Annotated in this window: 10 protein-coding genes; 9 read left to right on the plus strand and 1 reads right to left on the minus strand. The window is 71.4% G+C overall.

The features are described 5' to 3' along the window. Window positions 1-114: 114 nt before the first annotated feature. Window positions 115-1,461: a UDP-N-acetylglucosamine 1-carboxyvinyltransferase gene (gene murA, locus ACFPIH_RS12630; protein WP_381170114.1), complete on the minus strand. Its 1,347-nt coding sequence runs from the start codon at window positions 1,459-1,461 to the stop codon at window positions 115-117. 288 nt (window positions 1,462-1,749) lie between these two features. Between murA and ACFPIH_RS12635 the strand changes: the two genes are divergently transcribed. The 9 genes from ACFPIH_RS12635 to ACFPIH_RS12675 all read left to right on the plus strand — a co-directional run bounded on the left by ACFPIH_RS12635 (window position 1,750) and on the right by ACFPIH_RS12675 (window position 12,965). Next, window positions 1,750-2,322: a YqgE/AlgH family protein gene (locus tag ACFPIH_RS12635; protein WP_381170116.1), complete on the plus strand. Its 573-nt coding sequence runs from the start codon at window positions 1,750-1,752 to the stop codon at window positions 2,320-2,322. A 29-nt stretch (window positions 2,323-2,351) separates the two neighbouring features. After that, window positions 2,352-2,645: a DUF3039 domain-containing protein gene (locus tag ACFPIH_RS12640; protein ID WP_381170118.1), complete on the plus strand. Its 294-nt coding sequence runs from the start codon at window positions 2,352-2,354 to the stop codon at window positions 2,643-2,645. 223 nt (window positions 2,646-2,868) lie between these two features. Next, window positions 2,869-4,164, plus strand: coding sequence for an extracellular solute-binding protein (locus ACFPIH_RS12645; protein WP_381170120.1), 1,296 nt, complete (start codon window positions 2,869-2,871; stop codon window positions 4,162-4,164). A gap of 35 nt (window positions 4,165-4,199) precedes the next feature. After that, window positions 4,200-5,159 carry a carbohydrate ABC transporter permease gene (locus tag ACFPIH_RS12650; protein ID WP_381170704.1) on the plus strand — a complete coding sequence of 320 codons (960 nt, stop codon included), beginning with the start codon at window positions 4,200-4,202 and terminating at the stop codon, window positions 5,157-5,159. Next, on the plus strand, window positions 5,156-5,980 hold the full coding sequence (locus ACFPIH_RS12655) for a carbohydrate ABC transporter permease (RefSeq protein ID WP_381170122.1): 825 nt from the start codon (window positions 5,156-5,158) through the stop codon (window positions 5,978-5,980). The genes ACFPIH_RS12650 and ACFPIH_RS12655 overlap by 4 nt, the downstream gene beginning before the upstream one ends. Before the next feature lies 1 nt (window position 5,981). Then, entirely contained in the window at window positions 5,982-7,616 is a 1,635-nt protein-coding gene (locus ACFPIH_RS12660) for a beta-N-acetylhexosaminidase (protein ID WP_381170124.1), read from the plus strand. Between the two features lie 248 nt (window positions 7,617-7,864). Beyond that, window positions 7,865-8,758 carry an FAD binding domain-containing protein gene (locus ACFPIH_RS12665; protein WP_381170126.1) on the plus strand — a complete coding sequence of 298 codons (894 nt, stop codon included), beginning with the start codon at window positions 7,865-7,867 and terminating at the stop codon, window positions 8,756-8,758. Then, window positions 8,755-10,656: a 2Fe-2S iron-sulfur cluster-binding protein gene (locus ACFPIH_RS12670; RefSeq protein ID WP_381170128.1), complete on the plus strand. Its 1,902-nt coding sequence runs from the start codon at window positions 8,755-8,757 to the stop codon at window positions 10,654-10,656. The genes ACFPIH_RS12665 and ACFPIH_RS12670 overlap by 4 nt, the downstream gene beginning before the upstream one ends. Further along, window positions 10,653-12,965 (plus strand): xanthine dehydrogenase family protein molybdopterin-binding subunit, encoded by a 2,313-nt coding sequence (locus ACFPIH_RS12675; RefSeq protein ID WP_381170130.1) that lies wholly within the window; start codon window positions 10,653-10,655, stop codon window positions 12,963-12,965. The genes ACFPIH_RS12670 and ACFPIH_RS12675 overlap by 4 nt, the downstream gene beginning before the upstream one ends. Window positions 12,966-13,119: the final 154 nt, after the last annotated feature.

Genomic DNA, 13,119 nt, shown 5'->3' on the forward strand with positions numbered 1-13,119 from the left:
CTCCGCTGAGAGCACCATGGGCTATGCGATGGGGGCGGCACCCGGACTTCCGGGTGCCGCCCCCATCGTGGTTGCGCCTGCCAATGGCTCAAACGCCGGCCGGGCTGGTTTCCGCTAGCCGAGGGCCTTGCCCGGGAGTTCTACCTTGGCGCCCAGTTCCACGAGCTTCTCCATGAAGTTCTCGTAGCCACGGTTGATGAGGTCGATGCCGTGGACACGGGAGGTGCCCTGGGCGGCGAGGGCGGCGATGAGGTAGGAGAAGCCGCCGCGGAGGTCGGGGATGACGAGGTCGGCGCCCTGGAGCTTGGTGGGGCCGGAGACAACCGCGGAGTGCAGGAAGTTGCGCTGGCCGAAGCGGCAGTTCGAGCCGCCCAGGCACTCGCGGTAGAGCTGGATGTGGGCGCCCATCTGGTTCAGCGCGGAGGTGAAGCCGAGCCGGGACTCGTAGACCGTCTCGTGGACGATGGAGAGGCCCGTGGCCTGGGTGAGGGCGACCACCAGCGGCTGCTGCCAGTCGGTCTGGAAGCCGGGGTGGACGTCCGTCTCCAGCGCGATGGACTTCAACTGGCCGCCGGGGTGCCAGAAGCGGATGCCCTCGTCGTCGATCTCGAAGGCGCCGCCCACCTTGCGGTAGGTGTTGAGGAACGTCATCATCGAGCGCTGCTGGGCGCCGTGGACGTAGATGTTGCCCTCGGTGGCCAGGGCCGCGGACGCCCAGGACGCCGCCTCCAGACGGTCCGCCAGGGCGCGGTGGTTGTAGCCGCCGAGCTTGTCCACACCGGTGATGCGGATCGTCCGGTCGGTGTCCATCGCGATGATGGCGCCCATCTTCTGCAGGACGCAGATGAGGTCCTCGATCTCCGGCTCGACGGCCGCGTTCGAGAGCTCGGTGACGCCCTCCGCGAGAACCGCCGTCAGCAGCACCTGCTCGGTTGCGCCGACCGACGGGTACGGCAGCCGGATCTTCGTGCCGCGCAGCCGCCGCGGCGCCTCCAGGTACTGCCCGTCCGCCCGCTTCTCGATCGTCGCGCCGAACTGCCGCAGCACCTCGAAGTGGAAGTCGATGGGCCGGCCGCCGATGTCGCACCCGCCGAGGCCGGGGATGAAGGCGTGGCCGAGACGGTGCAGCAGCGGACCGCAGAGGAGGATCGGGATACGGCTCGAACCCGCGTGGGCGTCGATGTCGGCGACGTTCGCGCTCTCCACGTACGTCGGATCGAGCACCAGCTCGCCCGGCTCCTCACCCGGACGGACCGTCACCCCGTGCAGCTGCAGCAGCCCGCGTACGACGCGCACGTCACGGATGTCCGGAACGTTGCGCAGCCGACTCGGCTCACTGCCCAGCAGGGCGGCGACCATGGCCTTGGGTACGAGGTTCTTCGCACCGCGGACACGGATCTCGCCCTCGAGCGGGGTTCCGCCGTGGACAAGCAGTACGTCGTCAGAGCCGTTGACGGTCATGTATCTCGCGTTCCATGGGTGGTGGATGGGCATCGGCCGGTGGTGGGGCAGGGCCAGACCAGACAGGGTAATCGCCCCCCGCCCCCCTCCCGTAAGCCCAGTGCGTGCCCAGATGCGTCATAGCTGTGTCACAACACGAACCGTTCCGCGGCGGCCACACGGGGTCACCGCCCGTCCGCCGTCCCGGTTCCGTGCGCCCGGACCGCCTCCGTGCGCCCGACCTGCCCCGGCCCCCCGAACCCCCCGTTGCCTCCCCACTTCCCGGGAAGATGGGGGATCATGTCAGGCATGACCGAGGTGTCCTCGCTCACAGGGCGGCTGCTCGTGGCAACGCCCGCCCTGGCGGACCCGAACTTCGACCGTGCGGTGGTGCTCCTTCTCGACCACGACGAGGAGGGCTCCCTGGGTGTCGTCCTCAACCGTCCGACGCCGGTGGGTGTCGGCGACATCCTGGAGGGCTGGGCCGGGCTCACCGGTGAGCCCGGCGTGGTCTTCCAGGGCGGCCCGGTGTCCCTGGACTCCGCGCTGGGCGTCGCGGTGATCCCGGGCGACGCCTCCGGCGACCGGGGCCCGCTCGGCTGGCGCCGGGTGCACGGCGCGATCGGCCTCATCGACCTGGAGGCCCCGCCGGAGCTGCTGGCCTCGGCCCTCGGCTCGCTGCGGATCTTCGCCGGGTACGCCGGCTGGGGTCCGGGGCAGCTGGAGAACGAACTGGTGGATGGCGCCTGGTACGTCGTCGAGTCGGAGCCCGGCGACGTCTCCTCGCCGTCCCCCGAGAGACTCTGGCGCGAGGTCCTGCGCCGCCAGCGCAACGAACTCGCGATGGTGGCGACGTACCCGGACGACCCTTCGCTCAACTGATGTCCGAGCCCTTCAGTACCCTTGGTGCCATGAGCACTCTCGAGCCCGAGCGCGGCACCGGTACGGGGACCCTCGTAGAGCCGACACCCCAGGTGTCGCACGGCGACGGTGACCACGAGCGCTTCGCGCACTACGTCCAGAAGGACAAGATCATGGCGAGCGCCCTCGACGGGACGCCCGTCGTGGCGCTGTGCGGCAAGGTGTGGGTGCCGGGCCGCGACCCGAAGAAGTATCCGGTGTGCCCGATGTGCAAGGAGATCTTCGAGTCGATGGGTATCGGCGGCGGAGACGACAAGGGCGGCGGCGGCAAGGGCGGCAAGTAGCCCTCTTGCTTCGATCGGCTTGATGCAAGGCTCTCGGGGTGCACTGTGGTGCACCCCGGGGGCCTTTGCGTTGTTCTGCCGTTGCATGGAGTGCGTTCCCCGGTCACAGAGTGGTTGAGACCTCTTGTGGTCGTGTTCATGTAGTCCCTAGCCTCCCTACCGTTGTGCCCAGTGAAATCGTCATTGCGCATGTTGCAACGCAACGCCCTGCGGAGGCACTCCCATGAAGCTGTCCGTCCGTCTCACCGCGCTCACGGCCGTTCTCCTCACTGCCGCCGCCTGCGCCCCCCAGACGTCCTCCAACTCCTCCTCCAAATCGGACGACAAGACCGGCACCCTGCGGGTGTGGCTCTTCCAGGAGGTCGGCAACGACCCGAAGGCCAAGGCCGTCGACAACGTCGTCAGCGCCTTCGAGAAGGCCCATGACGGCGTCAAGGTGAAGGTCGAGTACATCGCGGTCGACACCCGCGCCCAGCGCGTCAAGGCCGCCTTCAACGACCCCAAGTCCGCGCCCGACGTCATGGAGTACGGCAACACCGACACCGCCGGCTACGTCCACGACGGCGGACTCCTCGACGTCACCAAGGACTTCAGCTCCTGGAGCGAGTCCAAGGACACCGACCCCACGGCCCGTCAGTCGGTCACCGTCGACGGAAAGCTCTACGGCAGCCCCTTCTACGTCGGCGTCCGCGCCCTCTACTACCGCACGGACGTCTTCAAGGAACTCGGCCTCACCGTCCCGAAGACGATGGCCGAGCTGGCGACCACCGCCCGTAAGATCCGCGCCGCCAAGCCCGATCTGTACGGCCTGGTCGTCGGCGGCGCCTACACCTTCGGCGCGCTGCCGTTCGTGTGGGCCAACGGGGGTGAACTCGCCGACGGCAAGAACGGCTCGTACGCCTCCGCCATCGACAGCGCCGCCGCCCAGAAGGGCATCAAGGAGTACACCTCCCTCTTCAGCGACGACAACTGTCCCGCCGCCAAGTGCGCGGGCATGGGCGGCAACGACACGATCACCGCGTTCGCGGCGGGCAAGGCCGGCATGGCGATCGGCGGTGACTTCAGCCACACGGCCGTGGAGGCGGGCCCCGTGAAGGGCAAGTACGCCGTCGTCCCGCTGCCCGGCGTCAGCTCCGGCTCGATCGCTCCGGCGTTCGCGGGCGGCAACAACATCGGCGTCCTGAAGAGCACGACGCACCGCACGCTCGCCGTCGAACTGATGGAGGCCCTCTCCTCCAAGAAGACCCAGGCGTCCCTGTTCGACGCGATGGGCTTCCTGCCGACCTTCACGGACGTCCGCGACCAGGCCGCCGCGAAGGAGCCCTTCGTGAAGCCGTTCGTGCAGACCCTGGCCGCCGGGACCAAGTTCGTGCCCGCGTCGCCCGCGTGGTCGCAGATCGACTCGCAGCTGGTCGTGCCGACGATGCTGCAGGAGGTCATCAGCGGGAAGAAGGACGTGGCGGGGGCCTCTGAGGAGGCGGCCAAGAAGATGAACGACGCGTTCGGCTCCGCCGGGTGACGCCGGATCACTTGGAGGGTGCGGAGCGTTTGCGGCTGCGGGCCGGTCGTGGCTGGTCGCGCCCACGCGGCGGAGCCGCAAATGTCAGAGCCCCGCGCCCCTTGGTGGGCCGTAGCGGGCGGCGTCAAACGGCGCCCTGGGTCTACCTCGCCCCCGCGCTCGTCGTTCTCGCCGCTCTGCTTGCCTATCCCGTTTATCAGCTTGGGCTGATTTCTCTCTTCAAGTACACGCAGGCTCAGGTCAGTGGTGGTGAGCCCACCGTTTTTCGGGGGTTCGGGAACTATGCCGACGTCTTTGCCGACGGCGAGTTCTGGCAGGTGCTGTTCGCCACGGTCGTGTTCGCGGCGGCCTGTGTGTTCTCCACGCTCGCCGTCGGCTGCGCGCTCGCCGTGCTGCTGACGCGCGTGCGTGCCCTGCCACGGCTGGCGCTGATGCTGGCCGCGCTGGGGGCCTGGGCCACCCCGGCGGTCACCGGCTCGACGGTCTGGCTGTTTCTGTTCGACCCGGACTTCGGCCCGGTGAACCGGCTGCTGGGCCTCGGCGACTACTCCTGGACGTACGGCCGCTACAGCGCCTTCTTCCTGGTGCTCCTCGAAGTGGTGTGGTGCTCCTTCCCGTTCGTGATGGTCACCGTCTACGCCGGGATCCGCTCCGTGCCGTCCGAGGTGCTGGAGGCCGCCGCCCTGGACGGCGCCTCGCAGTGGCGGATCTGGCGGTCGGTGCTCGCGCCGATGCTGCGGCCGATCCTGACGGTCGTCACCATCCAGTCCGTCATCTGGGACTTCAAGGTCTTCACCCAGATCTACGTCATGACGAACGGCGGCGGGATCGCGGGCCAGAACCTGGTGCTGAACGTGTACGCCTATCAGGAGGCGTTCGCGTCCTCCCAGTACGGCCTCGGCGCGGCGATCGGCGTCGTGATGCTGCTGATCCTGCTCGCCGTCACCCTGGTCTACCTGCGGCTGCTGCGGCGGCAGGGGGAGGAGGAGCTGTGAACCTGTCCCGACGATGGGTGTCCGACGCGGTGGCGCTGCTCGTCGCCGTGGTCGTGGCCTTTCCCCTCTACTGGATGGTGCTGAGCGCCTTCAAACCGGCCGGCGAGATCGAGTCCAGCGAGCCGCGGCCGTGGACCCTGACGCCCTCTCTGGATTCCTTCCGGCGGGTGTTCGGACAGCAGGAATTCGGCCGGTACTTCCTCAACAGCGTTGTCGTCGCGGGCACGGTGGTGATCGCCTCCGGGCTGATCGCGTTTCTCGCCGCGACCGCCGTGACGCGATTCCGGTTCCGCTTCCGGACCACCCTGCTGATCATGTTCCTGGTGGCTCAGATGGTGCCCGTGGAGGCGCTCACGATCCCCTTGTTCTTCCTCATGCGGGACCTCGGTCAGCTGAACACCCTGGGGGCCCTGATCCTGCCTCACATCGCCTTCTCGCTGCCGTTCGCGATCTGGATGCTGCGGGGGTTCGTGAAAGCGGTCCCGGAGGCGCTGGAGGAGGCCGCGTACCTCGACGGGGCGAGCCGGGCGCGCTTTCTGTGGCAGATCCTTTTCCCGCTCGTCCTGCCGGGCCTGGTGGCCACCAGCGTGTTTTCCTTCATCTCGGCCTGGAACGACTTCCTGTTCGCCAAGTCGTTCATCATCAGTGACACTTCCCAGTCCACCCTCCCGATGGCACTGCTCGTCTTCTACAAGCCCGACGACCCCGACTGGGGCGGCGTGATGGCGGGATCGACAGTGATGACGATTCCGGTGCTGGTGTTCTTCGTACTCGTACAACGACGACTTGTCTCCGGCCTCGGCGGAGCGGTGAAGGACTGACGTGACTTCTCCTACGGATCTGATTCCCGCGCCCCGCCGGGTCGTCGCCGGTTCCGGCGAGGTGCGGCTGACGGCGCACTCACGGCTCTACGCCGGTACCGCGACAGAGGGCGTCGGCCACTGGCTGCGCACCGTCCTCTGGCAGGCCACCGGCCTGCCGCTGCACGAGGGGCGGGAGCTCGACGACACCGACGGTGACGGAATCGGTCTTCAACTGGATCCCCGGCTCGGCCCCGAGGAGTACCGCCTCGTCAGCGACCGGACCGGCGTCCTCATCGAGGGCGGCAGTGCGGCCGGTGTTTTCCGGGGCGCCCAGACTCTGCGGCAGCTCCTCGGCCCCGACGCGTACCGCAGGGCCCCGCTCGGCCGCGACCGCACCTGGGCCGTACCGCACGTCACGATCGAGGACTCCCCCCGCTTCCGCTGGCGCGGTCTCATGCTCGACGTCGCCCGGCACTTCATGCCCAAGGACGGCGTTCTGCGCCACCTCGACCTGATGGCGGCGCACAAACTCAACGTCTTCCACTTCCATCTGACGGACGACCAGGGCTGGCGGGTCCAGATCGAGCGCCACCCCCGGCTGACCGAGGTCGGCTCCTGGCGCGCACGTACGAAATTCGGTCACCGGGCCTCACCCCTCTGGGACGAGAAGCCGCACGGCGGCTTCTACACCCAGGACGACATCCGCGAGATCGTCGCGTACGCCGCCGAGCGGCATATCACCGTCGTCCCCGAAATCGACGTACCGGGCCACTCGCAGGCCGCGATCGCCGCGTATCCGGAACTCGGCAACACCGACGTCATCGACACCACCCGCCTCTCCGTCTGGGACACCTGGGGGATCAACCCCAACGTACTGGCCCCCACTGACAACACCCTGCGCTTCTACGAGGGGGTGTTCGAGGAAGTGCTCGCCCTCTTTCCGTCCGAGTTCATTCACGTCGGCGGCGACGAATGCCCGAAGGACCAGTGGCGGCAGTCGCCCGCCGCGCAGGCCCGCATCAAGGAACTCGGGCTCGCCGACGAGGACGAGTTGCAGTCGTGGTTCATCCGCCACTTCGACAAGTGGCTCTCCGCGCGCGGACGCCGGCTCATCGGCTGGGACGAGATCCTGGAGGGCGGGCTCGCCGAGGGCGCGGCCGTGTCGTCCTGGCGGGGCTACGCGGGCGGGATCGCCGCCGCGCGCGCGGGCCACGACGTCGTCATGTGCCCCGAGCAGCAGGTCTACCTGGACCACCGGCAGGACGGCGGCCCCGACGAACCCGTCCCGATCGGCTACGTCCGCACCCTGGAGGACGTCTACCGCTTCGAACCCGTCCCGCCGGAGCTCACGCCCGAGGAGGCGGGCCATGTGCTGGGCGCGCAGGCCAACGTGTGGACCGAGGTGATGGAGGATCACACGCGCGTGGACTACCAGACCTACCCCCGGCTCGCCGCCTTCGCCGAGGTCGCCTGGAGTTCCCTGCCCGCCCCGCAGGAGCGGGACTTCGCCGGCTTCGAGGAGCGGATGACGGCCCATTACGCGCGGCTCGACGCACTGGGGGTCGGCTACCGCCCGCCGGCCGGGCCCCTGCCGTGGCAGCGGCGGCCCGGTGTCCTCGGGCGCCCGATCGACGGAGTGCCCCCGAACCGGTAACTCTGGAGCGTCACGGATAAACCCCGGCAGGGTCACCGAAGAGTAGCAATTCGCCCTCACCGGTGATGCCGTACGAAAACGGACCATCTCCTATGCGAGATGGGCGAATGCCTCCTAGCGGACCCCCGCGTTCGGGTGTTGCGAAGATGTGCCAGAGTTGCCACGTCCGCCCTGTCAGCACGTACCGTACGGCAGCACAGGTGGGACCACGTGGGACCAGGTGGGGCAGCGGGAAGGGGCAGCCGGTTTTGAGCACGCACGCACCGCAGGCGGCGCAGGCCGTCACGCTGCCCACGACGCTGGACGAGGCCGTGGAGGCCCTGGCTGCCATGCCCGCGGCCGTGCCCGTGGCCGGCGGCACCGACCTGATGGCCGCCGTGAACTCCGGCCAGCTCCGGCCCGCCGGACTGGTCGGCCTCGGCCGGATCAGCGAGATCCGCGGCTGGCAGTACCAGGACGGCCACGCGCTGCTCGGCGCCGGGCTCACGCACGCGCGCATGGGCCGCCCCGACTTCGCCGCCCTCATCCCGGCGCTCGCCGCCGCCGCGCGCGCCGCGGGCCCGCCGCAGATCCGCAACGCGGGCACCCTGGGCGGCAACATCGCCTCCGCGGCCCCCACCGGCGACGCGCTGCCCGTGCTGGCCGCCCTGGAGGCGACGCTGATCATCGCCGGGCGCAGCGGCGCCCGCCGCGAGATCCCGGTGTCGCACCTGCTGGCCGGCATGGAGATGCTGCGCGGCGGTGAACTCATCGGGTACGTGCGCGTGCCGCTGCTGCACGCCCCGCAGGTCTTCCTCAAGGCGACCGGCCGCACCGGCCCCGGGCGCGCCGTCGCCTCCGTGGCCCTGGTCCTCGACCCGGCGCGGCGCGGCGTGCGATGCGCAGTGGGAGCCATCGCGCCGATGCCGCTGCGCCCGCTGGACGCCGAGCAGTGGGTCGCCCGGCTCATCGACTGGGACAACAACCGCACCATCGTCCCCGAGGCCCTCAACGCGTTCGGGGAGTACGTCGCCGCCGCCTGCATCCCCGACCCGACCCCGGGCGTGGACGGTTCCGTACCGGAGCTCCCGCCCGCCGTACTGCACCTGCGGCGCACCGTCGCCGCGCTGGCCCGACGAGCACTGGGGAGGGCGCTGTCGTGACCGACGACCAGCACGGAGAGGGCGCGCCGCAGAACGGTGGCCGCTGGGACCCGTTGCCCCAGGGTGACTACGACGACGGCGCGACCGCCTTCGTCAAGCTCCCCGAGGGGGGCATCGACGCCCTCCTGGCCCGCGACACGCCGCTCGCCGCGCCCGGCCACGGGTACGTGCCGCCGCAGATAGCGGTGGCGCCCGGCACGGACGGCACCGACACCTGGGCCGCCCCGGCCGGCGGTACCGAGTGGCCCGCCGCGCAGACCGGCCCGCAGACGGTCGGTGACGACCGGTTCTCGTACCAGCCCGGCTCGACCGGCGAGTGGAACTTCCAGGACCGGACGGCCGCCCCCGCCGCTCCCGGCCATGACGTGACCGGTGAGTGGTCGATCCCGGTTGCGGGCGGCGACCTGCCCGACGAGTCGGGCGAGTTCACCGCGTCGGCTCTGGTCGAGCAGTGGGGCGGCACTCCGCCGGCCACCCTCCCGGGCGGCGCGCCCGCGCCCTGGGCGACCGGTGGGACGAACGGCGCGGGCCAGCCGTGGGCCCAGCAGGCGGAGGCGGCCGGTGGGACCGGCGTGGCGCACCCCGGGGCCCAGGACACGGCCGGACACACCGGTGTCCAGGACACCGCCGGGACCGGTTACCCGGGGGCCCACGGCCCCACGGGCGCCCAACCGGCGCAGGACGCGCCCGCGTTCGGCCGCGCGCCGGAGCACGGCGCGGCGCACGACACGGCCTACGGCGCGGCGCACGACACGGCCCGCGACACGGCCTATGGCGCGGCGCACGACACGGCGCGTGACACAGCGCACGAGGCCGCGCGCGCCTTCGGCCACACGCCCGCACACGGGACCGACTTCACCCCGGCCCACGGACCCGACGGCACGCCCCCGCACGGGACGGACTTCGCGTCGGCCCACCGGACGGATCACACCCCGGCCTACGGGACCGAGCTCACACCCCCGGGCGGGGCGGCCGTCACGGACTCCCGCACCGCAGGGGCCGTAGAGGCCGCTGAGGCGCCCGAACGCGACTCCGAGGCCAACAGGGCCACCGGGGACGCGCGAGGCCCGCACGAGACCGCTGAGGCCGCTCACGGGCCCGCCCGAACCCGCACCGCGCAGCCGACCGAACCGGCCGCGCCCGCCCCGGGCGACACGCCCGACCACGCACGTGTGGAGGGCGAGACCGACGGGGCAACCGACGAGGCCGCCGCCGAAGAGTCCGACACGCCCGACGAGTCCCCCCCGCCCCCGGCGGAGGAACACCCCCTCGCCTCCTACGTCCTGCGCGTCAACGGCTCCGACCGGCCCGTCACCGACGCCTGGATCGGCGAGTCGCTGCTCTACGTGCTGCGCGAGCGCCTCGGCCTCGCCGGCGCCAAGGACGGCTGCTCGCAGGGCGAGTGCGGCGCCTGCAACGTCCAGGTCGACGGCAGGCTCGTCGCCTCCTGCCTCGTGCCCGCCGTCACCACCGCCTCCAGCGAGGTCCGCACCGTCGAGGGCCTCGCCGTCGACGGACAGCCCTCCGACGTGCAGCGGGCGCTCGCCCGGTGCGGCGCGGTGCAGTGCGGCTTCTGCGTGCCCGGCATGGCGATGACCGTGCACGACCTGCTCGAGGGCAACCCGGCGCCCACCGAACTGGAGGCCCGCCAGGCCCTGTGCGGCAACCTGTGCCGCTGCTCGGGCTACAAGGGCGTCCTGCGGGCCGTGAAGGACGTCGTGGCGGAACGCGAGGCGCACGCCGCGGCCGACGCTGAGACGGACGGCGACGAGCCCCGTATTCCGCACCAGGCGGGCCCGGGCGCCGGCGGTGTCAACGCGTCCGCGTTCGAGAACCCGGCACAGCCGCACCCCCACGACCCGGTGTACGGACAGGGCCAGGACGGAGGCCAGACGTGACCAACGAAGCCGCCACCGCGACCACCGCAGCGGAGCCCTCCGCCCCGGCCCCCGAGTCCATCCCGCACGGCCTGGGCGCGTCCCTGCAGCCCGCCGACGCGCGCGCCAAGACCGAGGGCACGTTCCCGTACGCGGCCGACCTGTGGGCCGAGGGCCTGCTGTGGGCTGCCGTACTGCGTTCCCCGCACCCCCGCGCGCGCATCGTCTCGATCGACACCTCGCACGCGCGCGAGATGCCCGGTGTACGCGCCGTCGTCACCCACGAGGACGTCCCCGGCAGCCCGCTGCACGGCCGCGGCAAGGCCGACCGCCCGGTGTTCGCCTCCGAGGTCGTACGCCACCACGGCGAGCCCATCGCGGCCGTCGCCGCCGACCACCCCGACACCGCGCGGATGGCCGCCGCCGCCGTCATCGTCGAGTACGAGGCCCTCGACCCGGTCATCGACCCCGAACTGGCCTTCGAGGCCGAGGCACTGCACCCCGACGGCAACCTGATCCGGCACATCCCGCTGCACCACGGCGACCCGTCCGCGGCCGGCGAGATCGTCGTCGAGGGCCAGTACCGCATCGGCCGCGCCGACCCGGCCCCGATCGGCGCCGAGGCCGGACTCGCCGTGCCCCGGCCCGACGGCGGCGTGGAGCTCTACCTGGCCTCCACCGACCCGCACGCCGACCGCGACACCGCCGCCGCCGTCTTCGGCCTCGCACCGGAGCAGGTGAAGATCGTCGTCACCGGAGTGCCCGGCGCGACGGCCGACCGCGAGGACCAGGGCTTCCAGCTCCCGCTCGGTCTGCTCGCCCTGAAGACCGGCTGCCCGGTGAAACTCACCGCCACGCGCGAGGAGTCCTTCCTGGGCCACGCCCACCGGCATCCCACGCTGCTCAGATACCGTCACCACGCCGACGCCGAGGGCCGCCTGGTCAAGGTCGAGGCGCAGATCCTGCTCGACGCGGGCGCCTACGCCGACACCTCCGCCGAGGCCCTCGCCGCCGCCGTCTCCTTCGCCTGCGGCCCCTACGTCGTCCCGAACGCCTTCATCGAGGGCTGGGCCGTACGCACCAACAACCCGCCCTCGGGCCATGTGCGCGGCGAGGGCGCGATGCAGGTCTGCGCCGCCTACGAGGCGCAGATGGACAAACTGGCGAAGAAGCTCGGCATCGACCCGGCCGAACTGCGCCTGCGCAACGTCATGGCGACCGGCGACGTCCTGCCCACCGGCCAGACCGTGACCTGTCCGGCCCCGGTCGCCGAACTCCTCCAGGCCGTCCAGGACTTCCCGCTCCCCGCGCTCCCCAAGGACACCCCCGAGGACGAGTGGCTGCTGCCCGGCGGCCCCGAGGGCGCGGGCGAACCGGGCGCGGTGCGCCGGGGCGTCGGCTACGGCCTCGGCATGGTGCACATGCTCGGCGCGGAGGGCGCCGACGAGGTCTCCACGGCGACGGTCAAGGTCCAGGACGGCGTCGCGACGGTGATCTGCGCCGCGGTGGAGACCGGCCAGGGCTTCACCACGCTGGCACGCCAGATCGTCCAGGAGACCCTGGGCATCGACGAGGTGCACGTCGCCCCCGTGGACACCGACCAGCCCCCCGCCGGAGCGGGCTGCCGGGGCCGCCACACCTGGGTCTCCGGCGGCGCGGTGGAACGCGCGGCCAAGATGGTCCGCACCCAGCTCCTGCAGCCCCTGGCGCACAAGTTCGGCATGTCCCACGAGCTGCTCCAGATCACCGACGGCAAGATCACCTCGTACGACGGCGTCCTGTCGACCACCGTCACCGAGGAACTGCAGGGCAAGGAGCTGTGGGCGACCGCACAGTGCCGCCCGCACCCCACCGAGCCGCTGGACTCCTCGGGACAGGGCGACGCCTTCGTCGGCCTCGCCTTCTGCGCGATCCGCGCGGTCGTCGACGTCGACATCGAGCTGGGCTCGGTCCGGGTCGTGGAACTGGCGGTCGCCCAGGACGTGGGCCGCATCCTCAACCCGGCACAGCTGACGGCCCGGATCGAGGCGGGCGTCACCCAGGGCATCGGCGTCGCCCTCACCGAGAACCTCCGCACCCCGCGCGGCCTGATCCGCCACCCCGACCTCACCGGCTACGCCCTGCCCACGGCCCTGGACGCCCCGGACATCCGGATCGTCAAACTCGTCGAGGAACGCGACGTCGTCGCCCCCTTCGGGGCGAAGGCGGCCAGCGCGGTGCCGGTGGTGACCTCCCCGGCGGCCATCGCCTCCGCCGTACGCGCCGCGACCGGCCGCCCGGTCAACCGCCTCCCCATCCGGCCCCAGGCCGCGGTGGTGACGTCACAGTGACCCGCTGATCGTCCCGTCCCGAGGACGGGGCGGACGATCCCGGTGCTTCCGGTGATCCCGGTGATTCGGGCGGGGAGGGAACGCGCGAGGGTGGTTCGACGTCTATCCGGTATGGGCCGGTGCCGCTCGGCGTCGTAGGGGATGCCGTCCGGGC

The organism is Streptomyces vulcanius, from assembly GCF_042653945.1.
Classification (GTDB): domain Bacteria; phylum Actinomycetota; class Actinomycetes; order Streptomycetales; family Streptomycetaceae; genus Streptomyces; species Streptomyces mangrovi.